13 protein-coding genes are annotated in these 15,728 nt (G+C 65.9%); 4 read left to right on the top strand and 9 right to left on the bottom strand.

Translation table 11 applies throughout. The annotated features are described in order from the left end of the window. Positions 1-465 precede the first annotated feature (465 nt). Entirely contained in the window at positions 466-1,698 is a 1,233-nt protein-coding gene (locus AB4Y35_RS33875; RefSeq protein WP_368707851.1) for a cupin domain-containing protein, read from the bottom strand. A gap of 32 nt (positions 1,699-1,730) precedes the next feature. Here AB4Y35_RS33875 and AB4Y35_RS33870 point away from each other — a divergent pair, with 32 nt between their 5' ends. Further along, positions 1,731-2,276, top strand: a complete 546-nt coding sequence (locus AB4Y35_RS33870; RefSeq protein ID WP_342921414.1) for a peptidylprolyl isomerase — start codon at positions 1,731-1,733, stop codon at positions 2,274-2,276. Positions 2,277-2,283: 7 nt separating this feature from the next. Here AB4Y35_RS33870 and AB4Y35_RS33865 read toward each other — a convergent pair whose 3' ends face one another. From AB4Y35_RS33865 to AB4Y35_RS33850, 4 genes are all read right to left on the bottom strand, one after another. Further along, the gene (locus AB4Y35_RS33865; RefSeq protein WP_368707850.1) at positions 2,284-3,621 is read right to left on the bottom strand and encodes a hypothetical protein; all 1,338 of its coding nucleotides are present in this window, start codon (positions 3,619-3,621) and stop codon (positions 2,284-2,286) included. A 100-nt stretch (positions 3,622-3,721) separates the two neighbouring features. After that, the gene (gene mutS, locus AB4Y35_RS33860) at positions 3,722-6,406 is read right to left on the bottom strand and encodes a DNA mismatch repair protein MutS (protein WP_368707849.1); all 2,685 of its coding nucleotides are present in this window, start codon (positions 6,404-6,406) and stop codon (positions 3,722-3,724) included. A gap of 96 nt (positions 6,407-6,502) precedes the next feature. Then, entirely contained in the window at positions 6,503-7,801 is a 1,299-nt protein-coding gene (gene lplT, locus AB4Y35_RS33855) for a lysophospholipid transporter LplT (RefSeq protein ID WP_368707848.1), read from the bottom strand. 155 nt (positions 7,802-7,956) lie between these two features. Further along, positions 7,957-8,757 (bottom strand): inositol monophosphatase family protein, encoded by an 801-nt coding sequence (locus AB4Y35_RS33850; protein WP_368707847.1) that lies wholly within the window; start codon positions 8,755-8,757, stop codon positions 7,957-7,959. 527 nt (positions 8,758-9,284) lie between these two features. Between AB4Y35_RS33850 and AB4Y35_RS33845 the strand changes: the two genes are divergently transcribed. Together AB4Y35_RS33845 and cysE are read left to right on the top strand one after the other, a co-directional pair. Further along, positions 9,285-10,091 carry an RNA methyltransferase gene (locus AB4Y35_RS33845; protein WP_368707980.1) on the top strand — a complete coding sequence of 269 codons (807 nt, stop codon included), beginning with the start codon at positions 9,285-9,287 and terminating at the stop codon, positions 10,089-10,091. Positions 10,092-10,312: 221 nt separating this feature from the next. Continuing rightward, positions 10,313-11,137: a serine O-acetyltransferase gene (cysE, locus tag AB4Y35_RS33840; protein ID WP_368707846.1), complete on the top strand. Its 825-nt coding sequence runs from the start codon at positions 10,313-10,315 to the stop codon at positions 11,135-11,137. A gap of 70 nt (positions 11,138-11,207) precedes the next feature. On the opposite strand, the gene AB4Y35_RS33835 is transcribed toward cysE, so the two are convergent. The 4 genes from AB4Y35_RS33835 to AB4Y35_RS33820 form a co-directional block, all read right to left on the bottom strand. Continuing rightward, positions 11,208-12,005, bottom strand: a complete 798-nt coding sequence (locus tag AB4Y35_RS33835; protein WP_342921408.1) for a UDP-2,3-diacylglucosamine diphosphatase — start codon at positions 12,003-12,005, stop codon at positions 11,208-11,210. Between the two features lie 33 nt (positions 12,006-12,038). After that, positions 12,039-12,533 carry a peptidylprolyl isomerase gene (locus AB4Y35_RS33830; RefSeq protein WP_368686176.1) on the bottom strand — a complete coding sequence of 165 codons (495 nt, stop codon included), beginning with the start codon at positions 12,531-12,533 and terminating at the stop codon, positions 12,039-12,041. A 160-nt stretch (positions 12,534-12,693) separates the two neighbouring features. Further along, on the bottom strand, positions 12,694-13,278 hold the full coding sequence (locus AB4Y35_RS33825; protein ID WP_324141487.1) for a peptidylprolyl isomerase: 585 nt from the start codon (positions 13,276-13,278) through the stop codon (positions 12,694-12,696). Positions 13,279-13,336: 58 nt separating this feature from the next. Further along, positions 13,337-14,047, bottom strand: a complete 711-nt coding sequence (locus tag AB4Y35_RS33820; RefSeq protein WP_368686174.1) for a tetratricopeptide repeat protein — start codon at positions 14,045-14,047, stop codon at positions 13,337-13,339. Positions 14,048-14,322: 275 nt separating this feature from the next. On the opposite strand from AB4Y35_RS33820, the gene cysS reads away from it, so the two are divergent. Beyond that, entirely contained in the window at positions 14,323-15,720 is a 1,398-nt protein-coding gene (gene cysS, locus AB4Y35_RS33815; protein ID WP_368707845.1) for a cysteine--tRNA ligase, read from the top strand. Positions 15,721-15,728 lie beyond the last annotated feature (8 nt).

Below are 15,728 nucleotides of genomic sequence, written 5' to 3'. Positions count from 1 at the left end.
GCGTCCGAAGCAGCAGCGCCAGCGTCCGAAGCAGCGGCGGTAGCCGAAGCAGCAGCGTCGCTCGCAGCAGCAGCAGCGCCCGAAGCAGCAGCTGCCGAATCCGAAGCAGCAGCAGCCGGTGCCGAAGCAGCAGCAGCATCGCTAGCCGGCGCAGCAGCTTGGTCGCTGCTCTTGTTGCACGCAGCAAGTGCAACAGCTGCCAGCAGGGATGCTACGAGGAGGGATTTCTTCATGATCACGTCCTTTTATGGTTAAAGGTAAGCAACAGCGCAAAATAATACCGGTAAATGTGCCCCAACACCGACCTGAGCCGCTGGTGGAGACGCACTGCAAGAGCGTGAATCTTCCCTACGGCCTGGCCGGAAATTATAGGCACTTTCGTATCGACCGTCGACAAATCCGGGGACAATACGTTGTCTTTCTCATACAAGCACTATTTTAGTACGGTATAACAGTCCGAAGCGCTTAGGCAAGCACCCCGGTCCGAATCCAGCCCGCACGATACCACTCGTGTAGCAACGCTGTCACACACGAATCGTGTGAGAGTGTTACAAAGCGTTTCCCGTCCATAGAGCGCCTGTCGGCCAGTGCCGGCAGCCACTTTCTTGCCTCTTTGAGCAAGTACTGTTCCCCATTCAGGTAATACGACCGCGAATCGTAAAGCAGGATCGTCCTGCGGTCGAGTGTTATCCCGTTTTTTGCCGCTTGCGCAACGAAACGGGCTTCGTCGAGCGGTTTTTCGGGGGCGTCGAACACCACATTGGCTTTCGGTTCGGACAGCCACGAGCCCACGAACGAGGAGACGTCGGCGTCGCTCCAGCGCACTTTAGCAAGCACGCCGCCGACACGCTCTACGAGTGCCGGAGGAAGCTGCGCGGGATGCGCCACGGCCGGCTGGTCGGGGTCGCGGTACAGCGTGGGCTTGCCGTTGCCGTCATCGGCGCCGCGCTCGGCGAGCCAGTAAAGAAACTGGCTCGTCAATTCGTTCGTGGAAGGAGAACGAAAGCCGATCGAGCAAGTCATGCATTCGCCTTCGGCGATGCCATCGTGGGCGATGTGCGGCGGCAGGTACAGCATGTCGCCCGGCTCCAGCACCCACTCTTCTTCAGGCTCGAAGTTCGCGAGAATCTTCAGCGGCAGGCCTTCCTGCAGGGAGAGATCGCGCTGGGCGCCGATGCGCCAGCGGCGCTTGCCGTGCACCTGTAACAGGAAGACATCATACGAATCGAAGTGCGGGCCGACACCGCCGCCGTCCGATGCGTACGAGATCATGAGGTCGTCGAGCCGCGCGTCGGGCGCGAAGCGAAAGCGCTCGAGCAGGGCGCGCGCGCGGTCGTCGTGCAGGTCGGCACCCTGCACGAGGAGCGTCCACTGGCGGGTCTTCGGCGTCGGCAGGTCGTCCTGCGAGAACGGGCCGTGCTCGAGCGCCCAGCGGCGGCGAAAATGTGTGATGAGACGCGACTCGACATCGTCGCTGTCTGCGAGCGCGAAGAGGGCTTCGCGCGAGAGCGGCGCTTCGATGTCGGGAATCGCCTGGCGGATCAACAGCGGCTTTTTCTGCCAGTATTTGCGCATGAACTGCGCCGGCGTCAGGCCGCCCAGAAGCGGCGTGGCAACATCGGGCGCGGGGCATGCCAGGGGGAGGGAGGCGCGCCGCTTGCGCGCGTCCACCGGGTGGTCTGGGGACCGCTTCGGCATCGTATAATGTGGTCTGTAATCTGGAGGAACGAATGAAAATTGCAAAGGACACCGTCGTGTCGGTCGCTTACAAGCTATCGGATGCGCAGGGCAATCTGATTGAGGAAAGCGACGAGCCGATGGTCTATCTGCACGGCGGCTATGATGGCACGTTCCCCAAGATCGAGGAAGTGCTGGACGGGCAGGAGCCGGGCTTCGAGACCCAGATCCAGCTTGAGCCGCAGGACGCTTTCGGGGAGTACGATCCCGAGCTCGTGAAGATCGAGCCGCGCAACCGCTTTCCCGAGCCGCTCGAAGTCGGCATGCAGTTCGAAGGCACGCCCGAAGAAGGCGATGAAGATCTCGACACGCTCATCTATACGGTCACGGATGTTGCCGAAGACAAGGTCGTGCTCGACGGCAACCATCCGCTGGCGGGCATGGCGCTGCGTTTCGCGCTGACGGTCAAGGAAGTGCGCACCGCCACCGAAGACGAAATCGAGCATGAGCACGCGCATGGCGCGGACGGCCTCGAAATCATTGACGAAGACGAAGAAGACGACGGCGACGAAGGCGCCTCGAAACCCACCCTGCACTAAGCGCCGCTCAATGCGCGAAGCCGCCTGACGCCGGTGCGCCGGGCGGCTGCAGCTGACCAGGCGGCTGGCCATTGCCGCTGCCGTTTCCACCCTCCTGGCCGTTCTGGCCGTTCGCATCGTTCCGACCATTTAGTCCATTCGGGCCACCCTGGGTGGGCCACGCTGGCATCAGCACGCCGTTGCCGGCCGGCGGCAAGCCGGGCGGCACGGCGGTTCCCGATGCGCCAGGCGTCGCGGGCGCGACATCGGGCGATTGCGGCATGCCGGGAATCTCGGTCACGTCCGGCATCGACGATACTTCGGGCATTTCCGGCATCGCGGGCGACGATCCCGCGCCGGGCGTGTACGGCGAAGGCTGCGCGGGCAACAGCGGCAGGTGCTTCGGCACATCGCGCACGCTCACGCGCAGCGGCGTACGGCGCGCCATGTCGGCGTCCACCTGTAGCCATTGCGTGAGCGGATCGTGCAGTGAGAATGCGATGCGCGTAACGTTTTCTATCCTTGCGCCCTTGTCGTTACGCAGCGGCTGATCGATCGTGAAGCCATGTGCGAGCTTCGAGTCGTCGGCATTCACGACGATGATCTGGCCACGGAAAATCTCGGCGAGCTTCACGAGGCTGCGGCGCAACTCGAGATAGCCGTCGCGCGGTGCGCGGTGAAAGCGCAGCCACGCGAAGCGGTCGGGACGCTCGTAATGCTCGGGCATCGCGTTGCCTTGCATGAAGATGACGATCGCGCGCGCGTTGCGGCGCTTCGCATACTCGGCCGCGTGTTCGAGCCAGAAGCCGTTGGCGATCACGCGGTCTTCGAACTCGCCGTTGCGTCCGCCCGCATTGAGATAGTGATTGTTGCCGTCCGGCACGTTCAGCCCGATGAACACGGTGTCGCCAAGTTGCCAGCGCACGTTTTCCCGGTACGGCCGGAAGCGCGAGACTTCGCTCTCGCGCGTGAGCGTCAAGGGGGTTTGCCCGAGCGCGTTGGGATCGGAGAAGAAGTTCTGGCGCAGGAAGTCGAGTCGTTCAGTGGGATCGTAGGCGCCCGAGCCGTTCATGCCGCAGGTGACCCAGTCGCGTTCGCCGGGCACGAACACGATTGGCGCACGTGACGCATCGAGCAGGTCGTGACGCTGCTCGTAAAGATGGTCGGCACAGGTTTCGTGTGCGCCTTTGAGATTGCCGTCGTAGACCGTGAACGCGATTTGCGGATCGCGCCCGATGGCGTCGATGAGTCGCTGCGCCGACGCCTCCTCGGACTGCGAGGTGAGCGCGTTCGCCACGACCGCGAAGGCATAGCGCGGCGCCTGCGCGAACGCCGCGAGCGGCGAACCCAGCGAAGCAGCCAGCATCAACGTGCACGACGCACGGCGCATCATTTTCAGATAGCGCGCGCGGGGACCGCCGCGGCCCGCCGGTTGCGGTGGCCGCGGCGGCGTCGCGAGGCGACGCTCAGCGATTGGCGTCCGGCGCCGTGGCCAGCTCATGCAGTTCGTACAACAGGTCGAGCGCGTCGCGCGGGCGCAGTTCGTTCGGATCGAGTTCGCGCAGCCGCTGTGCGACGAGCGACGCGCCACGATCTTCCTCGACCGGCGCGGCGCGATCTTCGACGATGGGTGCATCGTCCTCATACTCGGCGGCGGGCGCGGCGAACAGGTCGAGTTGCGGCGTGGGCTGCCCCGCCGATTGCTGCTCCAGATGCACGAGATGCTTGCGCGCGGCGCGGATCACGGCGGCAGGCACGCCCGCGAGCTGCGCGACCTGCAGGCCGTAGCTCTGGTTCGCCGGGCCTTCCTGCACCGCATGCAGGAAGACGATGCCGTGGCCATGCTCGACGGCCGAAAGATGCACGTTCGCCGCCTGCGCAAATTCGGCCGGCAGTTGCGTGAGCTCGAAGTAGTGGGTGGCGAAGAGCGTGTGGCAACCGTTGTGCGCGAGCAGATGTCGCGCGATGGCCCACGCGAGCGCGAGGCCGTCGAACGTCGACGTGCCGCGCCCGATCTCGTCCATGAGCACGAGGCTTTGCGGCGTAGCGTCGTTGAGAATGGCCGCGGCTTCGGTCATCTCGACCATGAAGGTCGAGCGGCCGCCCGCGAGGTCGTCGGCGGCGCCGATGCGCGTGAAGATGCGGTCGATCGGCCCGAAGCTCGCGCGCTTTGCCGGCACGTAGCTGCCCACGTAAGCGAGCAAGGCGATCAGCGCGGTCTGCCGCATGAAGGTCGATTTACCGCCCATGTTCGGGCCGGTGATGAGCAGCAGCTTGCGCTCGGCCGAAAGCAGGCAGTCGTTGGCGATGAACTGCTCGACCTGCGCTTCGACCACGGGATGGCGACCTTGCTCGATCTCGATGCCGGGTGCCTGCGTAAACGTGGGCGCATTCCAGTCGAGCGCGCGCGCGCGTTCCGCGAACGCGGCCAGCAGGTCGAGTTCCGCGAGTGCGGCGGCCACGCGCTGGCAATCGGGAATGAACGGCAGCAGCGACTGCAGCAGCGCGTCGTAGAGCGCCTTTTCGCGCGAAAGCGCGCGTTCCTGCGCCGACAGCGCCTTGTCCTCGAACGTCTTCAGTTCCGGCGTGATGTAGCGCTCGGCGTTCTTGAGCGTCTGGCGACGGCGATAGTCGTCGGGCACCTTGTCGGTCTGGCCGCGTGTGACTTCGATATAGAAGCCGTGCACCTTGTTGTACTCGACGCGCAGATTGCCGATGCCGGTACGCGTGCGTTCGCGCGTTTCGAGGTCGAGCAGGAACTGACCGCAGTTCTCGGAGATGTCGCGCAGTTCGTCGAGATCCGCGTCGTAGCCGCGTGCGATCACGCCGCCGTCGCGCACCATCGCCGCCGGTTCCGGCGCGACCGCGCGCTGCAGGAGCGCCGCGCACTCGGCGGGCGGTTCGAGCGCCTCGGCAATGTGCGCGAGCGACGTGGCCGCGCCGCTGGCGGCGGCGACCTGTTCGCGCAGCGCGGGCAGTGCCGCAAAGGTGTCGCGCAGGCTCGACAGATCGCGCGGGCGCGCCGAAAGCAGCGCGAGGCGCCCGGTGATGCGCTCGACGTCGGCGATCTGGCGCAAGGCGCCGCGCAACGTATCGACGCTCGCTTGCGGCGGCGCCTCGAGCAACGCGCCGATGGCCTGCTGGCGCATTTGCGCGATCGCGGCTTCGCGCGGCGGGTGATGGAGCCAGTGACGCAGCAAGCGGCTGCCCATGGCCGTGCTGCACGTGTCGAGCAGCGAGCAGAGCGTGGGCGATTCGGTGCCGCGCAGCGTTTCCGTGAGCTCGAGATTGCGGCGCGTGGCCGGATCGAGCCCGATGTATTCCGATTCGGCTTCGACCTTCAGGCTGCGCACGTGGCGCAGTTGCTGCCCCTGCGTGGCCGCCGCGTAGAGCAGCAGCGCGCCCGCCGCGCCGCACGCGCTCGTGAGCGTTTGCGCGCCGAAGCCGTCGAGGCTCGCCACGTCGAGCTGGTCGCACAGGCGTTGCTTGCCCGAGCCGACGTCGAAGTGCCAGGCAGGCACGCGGGTGAGCGCGCCAGATCCGGACGGCGGCGCCCAGGCGGCGGTTTCCGCCGGCATTTCCGCGACGAGAATTTCCGCGGGCCGAATGCGCTCGAACGCCGTGGCGACCTGTTCCGGCGCGACTTCCGCGAGGCGCAGCGCGCCGCTCGCGAGATTGAGCCACGCGAGGCCCACGTTGACGGTCGCGCCGCGCCGGTTGTGGCCGGGGCAAACGGCCATCAGGTAGACGTCGTTCTTGTCGGAAAGGAGCGCGGCGTCGGTCAGCGTGCCGGGCGTCACCACGCGCACGACCTTGCGCTCGACCGGACCCTTGGAGGTGGCCGGGTCGCCGATCTGTTCGCAGATCGCCACCGACTCGCCCAGCTTCACGAGCTTCGCGAGATATTGCTCGACGGCGTGATGCGGCACGCCCGCCATCTTGATCGGATTGCCCGCCGAGGCCCCGCGCTGCGTGAGCGTGAGGTCGAGCAGGCGCGCGGCCTTCTCGGCGTCTTCGAAGAAGAGCTCGTAGAAGTCGCCCATGCGGTAGAACACGAGCGTGCCCGGATGGTCGGCCTTGATGCGCAGGTATTGCTGCATCATGGGAGTGTGTTGCGCGATGTCGGCAGCGCTTGCGGTGTGTGTAGCCATCCTCGGTGTCTTGCTAGGGGTTCAGGGCGTGAGTTTAACGCGCGCCGATTGCATGTAAAGCCAGCCTTTCGGCTAACGCCGTCACCAGTGCTTCCGTCATTCGTCGACCAGCGCCTGCAGGTCCACGGTGCGCGCGTTTGCCGCACTGTGCCGCATGGCGAGCCAGATCATCGTCGAAACGAACAGGCCGAACACGACGATGATCCACTGCACGGGGATCTTCGCGGTGAGCAGCAGCGCATACGCGCCGAGCATGAGCAGCACCGCGAGATTCTGGTTGAAATTCTGCACCGCGATCGAGTGACCCGCCGAAAGCAGCGTCGCGCCGCGATGCTGGAGCAGGGCGTTCATCGGCACGATGAAAAAACCGGCGAGCACGCCGAGCAGCACCATCAGCGGGTACGCGAAAAGCAGATAGAAGGGCACGATGAACGTGCCGAAGCGCACGCCAACGCCTTGCGGAAAGAGGCCTTTGCTGTAGAACGCCATGCCGATCGCCACCGCGCCGCACAGCACGCCCACGGGCAGCACGCGCAGCGAGGCGCGCAGCGACACCCATGCGGCGGCCGCGCCCGCGCCGAGCGCGATGCCGAGTCCCGTCACGCCCTGCATCACGGCGGCTTTCGAGAGTGAGAGTCCGAGATTCGCGTCGGCCCACTTGAGCACGAGCAGCTGCAGCGTGACTGCAGCGCCCCACATCAGGGTCGTGACCCAGAGTGCGATCTGCGCGAGCTTGTCCGTCCAGAGCACGTTGAAGCTATGCGTGAAATCGCCCATGAGGCGAGCCGGCTCCCTGAGCCGGTTCTCATAGCGCGCGCCCGTGTCGGGAATGCCGATGTTGATGATCGCGGCGAACACGTACGTGATCATGACGGCGAGCATCGCGAGGTCGGCGGCCGAATGGATCGCCGGCCACGGATGACGCGTGACGAAGCGGTCGGCGTAAGTCGAAACGAGTGCGCCGCCCATCATCGTGCCGACGATGGTGGAAAGCACCGTGGCCGACTCGAGCCACGCATTGGCGGCGATGAGCTTTTCGGCCGGCAGCAATTCCGTCAGGATTCCGTACTTTGCCGGCGAATAAGCCGCCGCGCCGAAGCCGACCACGCCGTACGCGATCATCGGATGCACGCCCGCGATCATCAGCAGGCAGCCACACGCCTTGAGCGCGTTCGAGACGAACATCACGTGGCGCTTTTGCAGGGCGTCGGCGAACGCACCCACGAAAGGCGCGAGCAGTACGTAGGAGATCGTGAAGAAGATCTGTAGCAGCGGGGTCACCCAGGCGGGCGAAGCAATCACCGTGAGCAGCGCAATCGCCGCGATGAGGAGCGCGTTGTCGGCGAGCGACGACACGAACTGCGCGGCGATGATCGTGTAGAAGCCTTTTTTCATCGGATGCGTGCGTGGTCCTCTTGCAGCCGGGCGACGGGCGAAACAAAAAAGCGGCCGAAGCCGCTCGCTGCGCATGCGTGGGCCAGGCGTCACCTGGCGCGCGCTCTGCACGCGTCGCGGTGGAACAAGGCGTGCACCGCGACGCGCGATGGCGCTTACGCCGCCTTCGGCACGCGCGTGTACTTCGAGAGGATCGGCACCATCTGCGCGTAGATCTTCGGGTTGCCCGCAACGACTTCGCCCACGTGCAGGAAGTCCGAGTCGCCCGTGTAGTTGCCGATCAGGCCGCCGGCTTCCGTCACGAGCAGGCCGCCCGCGGCGACGTCCCACGGGTTGAGGCCCTGCTCGAAGAAACCGTCCATGCGGCCGGCGGCGACGTTGGCCAGATCGAGCGCGGCCGCGCCCGGGCGGCGCAGGCCCGCGCATGCGTTGGTCATTGCGGCGAACAGCTCGCAGTAGCTGTCGAGGCCGTCCTTTTCGCGGAACGGGAAGCCGGTGCCGATCAGGCCGTCGGCGAGACGGTCGCGGCGGCCCACGCGGATGCGGCGGTCGTTCAGGAACGCGCCGCGGCCGCGCGAGGCGGTGAAGAGGTCGTTGCGCGTCGGGTCGTAGACCACGGCCTGCGTGACGAGGCCCTTGTGTGCGAGCGCGATCGAGACGCAGTAGTACTGGAAGCCGTGGATGAAGTTGGTGGTGCCGTCGAGCGGATCGATGATCCACTGGTACTCGGACTCGTTCTCCGACTGGCCCGATTCCTCGGCGAGGATGGCGTGGTCGGGGTAGGCGGTCTTGAGCGTTTCGATGATGGCGGCTTCGGCCGCCTTGTCGACTTCCGTGACGAAATCGTTGTGCTGCTTCTTCGCGACCTGCACGAGATCGAGGTCGAGCGACGCGCGGTTGATGATCTGTCCGGCGCGGCGCGCGGCCTTGACAGCGATGTTGAGCATGGGATGCATGAGCCAGGATCCTTGTTGTCCGGCGCTCGCGAAGGCTGGATGCGCGCCGGTGGTGCAAAAGATAAAAGCGTCTAACGATTGGACAGGGCGCGGGCCTCGAGCGGACCTGCGGAACCTGTCCCGTCAACGGAGACGAATTGGATAAGAGCGGGGCGCGGCGGCGCTGTTGGCCAGCGACTTGCCGGGCGCCTGGCGGGCAGCAAAACGGCTGCACGATTCGCCCGACGCGCGCGAAACCGCCATTTTACCCGAGTATCGGCGTTTCCATGGCTTCCCCCGGGCAGGATATCGGGATTTCTATGGATAGGACGTTCGGTCAGCGCGCCCGCCCAGGCAACCGTGGCGCACGGCGGCCATGCGCGGCAGGACGTGCATGAGCGCGCATCGCCGCGGCGCCGGGCGCGCTAACATAGACATTTCAATATCCTTTTCGCGGTTAGAGAACCATCTTGGCGCACCCCGATTCACCTGATTCCCACGCAACTTCCCACGCTACGGCGCCGGCTTCCGGCGACGCCCACGAGCCGCTGCGCGGCGGCTTCACGTCTACCCGCTTCGTGCTCGTCGAGCCGAGCCACCCCGGCAACGTCGGCGCGGCCGCGCGCGCGCTGAAGACCATGGGATTCTCGCGCCTCGTGCTGGTGGCCCCGCGCGTGCCGCAGGTCCACTGCGACCCGGAAGCCGTGGCCATGGCGAGCGGCGCCGACGACGTGCTCGCGGCCGCCCACATCGTGCCGACGCTCGCCGACGCGCTGGCGGGCGTGCAATGGTCGCTCGCGCTCACGGCGCGCACGCGCGAGTACGGTCCGCCGCCTGCGGCGCCGCGCCAGGCGGTGCAGGACGCCTGCCGCCAGGCGGTGCACGGCGGCGACATCGCACTCGTGTTTGGCAACGAGCGCACGGGCCTGTCGAACGACGACGTCGAGCGCTGTAGCGCGCTTGCGCATATTCCGGCCAATCCCGCCTATAGCTCGCTCAATCTTGCCCAGGCGGTCCAGGTGCTCGCCTACGAGCTGCGCCTCGCGTACCTCGGGGAGAGCGCGCCAGCCGCCGCACTGCCAGCGGCGGGCGGAGCGGGCGGCGCCGCCCAGCCTGCGGCCGGGTCGCCGCTCGCGACGAGCGACGACATCGAGCGCATGTACGTGCACCTCGAGAACGCGCTCATCGCGCTCGAGTTTCTCGACCCCGCCAACCCGAAGAAGCTGATGTCGCGGCTGCGCCGGCTGTTCGCCCGCTCGGGGCTCGAGCGCGAGGAGGTCAATATCGTGCGCGGTATCGCCAAGCACATCCTCCTGCTCAAGGGCAAAGGCGACGGCAAGGGCGAGAACCGCTGATCCTCTGCGCCGGCGCGGCTGCGTGCGCGCCGGCTCCAACCTTGCCGCCGACGGGGGCTTCCGACCTCGAATCGGCTTTGCGCCTACAATCGGCTGAAAACCGGCGAAAAATTCATAAGCAAATGCGCGCGGCTGCAATAGCCGTTGCGCCGCTTGCGCGTACGCTGCGGCGTCGCGCGGCCGCCATTCCCCATGTTTCACCCGTTTTTAGCGTGACTGCCATGTTCAAGAGACTTCGCGAAGACATTGCCACGATCCGCGAGCGCGATCCCGCCGCCCGCAGTGCATGGGAGGTCCTGACCTGTTATCCGGGTCTGCACGCGCTCGTGCTGCATCGCTTCGCGCATGCGTGCTGGCTCGCCAGGCGCCGCTGGCTCGCGCGCTACGTTTCGCAAGTCGCGCGTTTCCTGACGGGCATCGAGATCCATCCGGGCGCGACCATCGGCAGGCGCGTGTTCATCGATCACGGCATGGGCGTCGTGATCGGCGAGACGGCCGAGGTGGGCGACGACTGCACGATCTACCAGGGCGTGACGCTCGGCGGCACGTCGCTCACGCGGGGCGCGAAGCGCCACCCGACGCTGGGTCCGGGCGTGATCGTCGGTGCGGGCGCAAAGGTGCTCGGCGGCTTCACGGTGGGCGCCGGGGCGAAAATCGGCTCGAACGCCGTGGTCGTGAAGCCGGTGCCGGAAGGCGCGACGGCGGTGGGCAACCCCGCGCGTGTCGTCGCGCCCGCGAAGACCGCGCCGGTGCAGGCCAGGCCGGCGTCGGCGCGCGAGGGCTTTTGCGCCTATGGCATCACGCCCAATGCCGACGACCCGGTTTCGCTCGCGATCCACGGCCTGATCGACCACGCGGCTACGCAGACGCAGCGCGTCGATGCGATCGTCGTCGCGCTCGAGCGGCTCGGCGCGCGACTCGAGGCGCTGCACGGCGCCGATGCGGCGCTCGCCGAATTGCGGCGTCTATCCGAGGGGCTGGAATGCGGCGGGCCGCAAGCCGAAGCGTCGAGCCGCGAAGAAGAGAAGGCGCCTGCGCGCGTTTGAGGCGTGGCGCGAGGCGGGTGCTAAAAGCGAGGCGCCAAAAGCGCGGGGCTAAAAGTAAAAGCGTCGCGCCTCAGTCCAGCGGCAGCACCCTGAAGCCTTCGGCATCCACGCGCAGATAGCCGCCGCGCGGCTTGCCGTGATCGAGATCCCAGTCGGGCAAGACCCAACGCGTGCCGCCGGGCTCCTGGTGGCGCGCCGGCCGGTGCGTGTGGCCGTGCACGATGGTGTTCGCCCGCGCGCGCTTGAAAAGCGCCGCGACACCTTTGACGGTGACGTCGTACTTCGGCAGACGCGGGCCGCTGCGTTTGTTCTCGCTCGCGCGGCGCGCCCGCTCGGCGATCGCCCGCCGCCAGCGAAACGGCCACGCCAGAAACAGCAACTGCACGAGCCGGTTGCGCGCGAGCTTGCGAAAGAGCTGATAGCCGTGATCGTCGGTGCACATCGCGTCGCCGTGCGCGAGGGCGAGGCGCGTGCCGAACGCGGTGATCGCGATGGGGTCGGGCAGCCAGATCGCGCCCGCGGCTTTCATGAAGCGCTTGCCCATCAGAAAGTCGCGGTTGCCGTGCATGATGTAGAGCGCGATGCCGCGCTCGGAGAGCGTATGCATCAGCGCAGCCATGCGCGCGGGGAACGCATCGGTGAGCATGTCGTCACCGATCCAGTATTCGAAGAGGTCGCCGAGTATGAACACCGAGTCGGCCTGATCGGCCGTGACCCGGATGAAGCGCTCGAACGCGGCGACCGTGCGCGGAATCCCTTCATTCAGATGCACATCGGAAATGAACAGAAACGGACGAGCCGCGTGCGGGCGCTTGCCCTCGCCGGGCACGCCCGCGGCAGCGTGTCGTAAAGCCTTTTCCTGCAGCATCGATGAAGGGGGGGCGTGAGAGTTGTATGAAGCTTATTCGGCGACGACAGCCTTCTCGATCACGACGTCGTCGACCGGCACGTCCTGATGGAAGCCCTTCGAGCCCGTCTTGACCTTCTTGATCTTGTCGACCACTTCGAGGCCTTCCACGACCTTGCCGAACACGGCGTAGCCCCAGCCTTGCGGCGTCGGCGACGAGTGGTTCAGGAAGTCGTTGTCGGCGACGTTGATGAAGAACTGTGCCGACGCCGAATGCGGGTCGTTGGTGCGCGCCATGGCGATCGAGCCGCGCTCGTTCTTCAGGCCGTTGTTCGCTTCGTTTTCGATCGGCGCTTCGGTCGGCTTCTGCTTCATGCCGGCGTCGAAGCCGCCGCCCTGGATCATGAACCCGTCGATGACACGGTGAAACACCGTGCCGTCATAGTGGCCGTTCTTCACGTAGTTGAGGAAGTTGGCGACCGTCTTCGGGGCCTTCTCGGCGTTCAGTTCGAGCTTGATGACGCCGTGGTTCGTGTGCAGTTCGACCATGATGGGTTCCTTTGCCTGTGGCTGGGGGAATGAACGTCGCTGCATCGGCAAGAGGCGGGGCGTGTTGCCCAACGCGTGTGCCGGCGCCGCGACGTGCGACGGGTGAGGGCGGCGCTGCCGCCCGGTTAGTCGATGATTAACTGGCGTGTTGCCGGCGTGCTTATTTGCCGACGACGGTCGCCGACTCGATCACGATTTCCTTTTGCGGCACGTCGGCCATCGGGCCGCGCGAGGTGGTGGGCGCCGCTTCGATCTTCTTCACGACGTCCATGCCTTGCGTGACCTTGCCGAACACGGCATAGCCGTTGCCGTCCGGGTTCGGATAGTCGAGGCCGGCGTTGTCGACCGTGTTGATGAAGAACTGCGCGGTGGCCGAATTCGGGTCGCTCGTGCGCGCCATCGCGATCGTGCCCGTGAGATTCTTCAGGCCGTTCTTGCTCTCGAGCGCGATCGGCGCGCGCGTGGGCTTCTCGACGAAGCTTTGCGTGTAGCCGCCGCCCTGGATCATGAAACCGCGAATCACGCGATGAAAGATGGTGCCGTTGTACTGGCCAGCCTTCACGTACTGCAGGAAATTGTCGACGGTCTTCGGCGCTTTCTCCGGATAGAGCTCGACGCGAATGTCGCCTTCACTGGTCTTGAAGAGCACTTGCGGATGCGCGGCGGCCGGCTGGCCGTTTTGCGCAAAGGCGGGTGCGTTCGCGATCAGGGCGGCGCTGCCGAGCGCCAACATCAACCATTTCATGAGTATCCTCGGAAGTGCGGGAAAAACGTGTCGGGGCGCGCACGCTGCGCGCCAGATGTTAGTTCGACGGCGCCACGAAAGGCGGCATCGCGAGCGACCCCGTCGAGCCGCCGAACTGGTACGCGGGGTTGCTGAGCGCGGGCACGATGGCCGACGGGCTCGCGGCCGATGCGCCTTCAGCCGCTGCGGCGGCCGACTTCTTTTGCGCGGGCGGCGGCGAGATGATCTTCGCGATGTCGGCCTGGCGCTGCTGCGTGGTGGCGCTTGCATGGCCAAGCGTTTGCGCGCGGCGGTATGACGCGTCGGCCAGACGCAGGTACAGGTCGCCGAGATTTTCCCACGCGAGTCCGTACGACGGGTTCGCCTTGACCGCGGTTTCGAGCGCGACGCGCGCCTCGTCGTAGCGGCCATGCTTCGCGTAAAGCGCCGCGAGATTGTTGTAAGGCTCGGGCAATTCGGGGTAGAGCTGCGTGAGTTCGGTGAACGCCTCGATCGCGTCGTCGTCGCGGTTCAGGCGCGCGAGAATGGTCGCACGCTTGAACTTCGCCTGCACGTCGCGCGGGTTCGTCTTGATGCGCGCGTCGAGCTGGCTGAGCGCGCCAGCCCAGTCGTGCTGGCTGATCGCGGCGTCGGCGCCGGGCGTCGCGTCGGAGGTCGCCGGGGGCGCGGCATGCGCGATGCTGACACTGCACAGCACGATCGCGACGCTCGAGAGAGCCGACGCGGCAAGGGTCGCAGCACGGGGCGCGCGGCCGCTGGAAGGTTTCATAGGGTGAGGTCGCGGTGTTATACTCCGAGCCATTCTAACAAAAGGTCTGTGCGTTTTCGTCGCGCGCTTTGTCCCTCGCCCGTTTCATTCGCATTCCGGGCGCGCTGCGCGAGTCGCCGGGCTTTCCAACGCCACTCGTGGTCGTCTCCGCCCCGATAGCAACCTGGTTGCAGTCCGGACGCCGACAGACAGCAGCCTGAGCAATGCGGGCATCACCCGCTGGCTGCGGTCGGCGCCGCCGCGGATTTCTTTCGACCCACGTATCCATCGCCTTTATGGAATCACTGCGCATCTACAACACGCTCGCGCGTGACAAGCAAAATTTCGTGCCACTCGAGCCCGGCGTCGTGCGTATGTACGTCTGCGGGATGACGGTGTACGACTATTGTCATGTCGGGCATGCGCGTGTGATGGTGGTGTTCGATATCGTGCAACGCTGGCTGCGCGCGATCGGCTACAACGTGACCTATGTGCGCAACATTACCGATATTGACGACAAGATCATTCGTCGTGCGGTAGAAAACGGCGAGACGATCAAGCAGCTCACCGACCGCTTCATCGCAGCGCTCCACGAAGACGCGGACGCGCTCGGCATCGAGCGTCCCGATCATGAGCCGCGCGCGACGCAGTACATCCCGCAGATGCTCGACATGATCGGCAAGCTCGAGCGCAACGGCTACGCGTACCAGGGTGCGGACGGCGACGTGAACTACGCGGTGCGCAAGTTCGCGAACTATGGCGCGCTCTCGGGCAAGTCGATCGAAGACCTGCGCGCGGGCGAGCGTGTGGCGACGAACGATGCCAAGCAGGATCCGCTTGACTTCGTGTTGTGGAAACAGGCAAAACCGCAAGAGCCGGCCGACACGAGCTGGGACTCGAAGTATGGACGCGGGCGTCCGGGCTGGCATATCGAATGCTCGGCCATGGGCTGCACGTTGCTCGGCGAGCACTTCGACATTCATGGCGGCGGCCAGGACCTGCAGTTTCCGCACCACGAGAACGAGATCGCACAGAGCGAAGGCGCGACCGGCAAGACGTTCGTCAATACATGGATGCATAACGGCTTCGTGAATATCGACAACGAGAAGATGTCGAAATCGCTCGGCAACTTCTTCACGATCCGCGAAGTGCTGGCGAAGTACGATGCCGAAGTGGTGCGCTTCTTCATGGCGCGCGCGCATTACCGCTCGCCGCTGAATCACAGCGACGCGCATCTCGACGACGCGCGCAACGCGCTCACGCGTCTTTACACCGCGTTGAAGGACGTGGCGCCGGACGCGGGCGAGCTTGACTGGAACGAGCCGTACGCGCAACGTTTTCGTGCGGCAATGAACGACGATTTCAACACGCCGGTGGCGATCGCCGTGCTGTTCGAACTCGCGAGCGAGGTGAACCGCACGCGCGACGCCATGCTCGCGCGTCAGCTGCAGCGCCTCGCACGTGTGATCGGGCTGCTCGTGCGCGAGCCGCGCGTGTTCCTGCAACAGGCCGCGGGCGCACAAGATGCAGGCGCGCTCGACGTGGCAGCGATCGAAGCAAAGATCGCGGCGCGCACGGCGGCCAAGCAGGCGAAGCAATATGCGGAGGCGGACCGGATTCGGGCCGAACTGCTCGAATCCGGTGTCGCGCTCGAAGACAAACCGGGCGGGTTGACCGAGTGGCGCCGCGTGTAAGCGGGCTG

Origin of the sequence: Paraburkholderia sp. EG286A (genome assembly GCF_040965375.1) — a bacterium.
Taxonomy (GTDB): Bacteria; Pseudomonadota; Gammaproteobacteria; order Burkholderiales; family Burkholderiaceae; genus Paraburkholderia.
This window is presented reverse-complemented; position numbering and strand designations above follow the sequence as displayed.

Coding starts and splice junctions, on each gene's coding strand:
- AB4Y35_RS33875 (WP_368707851.1), bottom strand. CDS start 1,698: ATGCCGAAGCGGTCCCCAGACCACCCGGTGGACGCGCGCAAGCGGCGC.
- AB4Y35_RS33870 (WP_342921414.1), top strand. CDS start 1,731: ATGAAAATTGCAAAGGACACCGTCGTGTCGGTCGCTTACAAGCTATCG.
- AB4Y35_RS33865 (WP_368707850.1), bottom strand. CDS start 3,621: ATGCTGGCTGCTTCGCTGGGTTCGCCGCTCGCGGCGTTCGCGCAGGCG.
- mutS (WP_368707849.1), bottom strand. CDS start 6,406: ATGGCTACACACACCGCAAGCGCTGCCGACATCGCGCAACACACTCCC.
- lplT (WP_368707848.1), bottom strand. CDS start 7,801: ATGAAAAAAGGCTTCTACACGATCATCGCCGCGCAGTTCGTGTCGTCG.
- AB4Y35_RS33850 (WP_368707847.1), bottom strand. CDS start 8,757: ATGCATCCCATGCTCAACATCGCTGTCAAGGCCGCGCGCCGCGCCGGA.
- cysE (WP_368707846.1), top strand. CDS start 10,313: ATGTTCAAGAGACTTCGCGAAGACATTGCCACGATCCGCGAGCGCGAT.
- AB4Y35_RS33835 (WP_342921408.1), bottom strand. CDS start 12,005: ATGCTGCAGGAAAAGGCTTTACGACACGCTGCCGCGGGCGTGCCCGGC.
- AB4Y35_RS33830 (WP_368686176.1), bottom strand. CDS start 12,533: ATGGTCGAACTGCACACGAACCACGGCGTCATCAAGCTCGAACTGAAC.
- AB4Y35_RS33825 (WP_324141487.1), bottom strand. CDS start 13,278: ATGAAATGGTTGATGTTGGCGCTCGGCAGCGCCGCCCTGATCGCGAAC.
- AB4Y35_RS33820 (WP_368686174.1), bottom strand. CDS start 14,047: ATGAAACCTTCCAGCGGCCGCGCGCCCCGTGCTGCGACCCTTGCCGCG.
- cysS (WP_368707845.1), top strand. CDS start 14,323: ATGGAATCACTGCGCATCTACAACACGCTCGCGCGTGACAAGCAAAAT.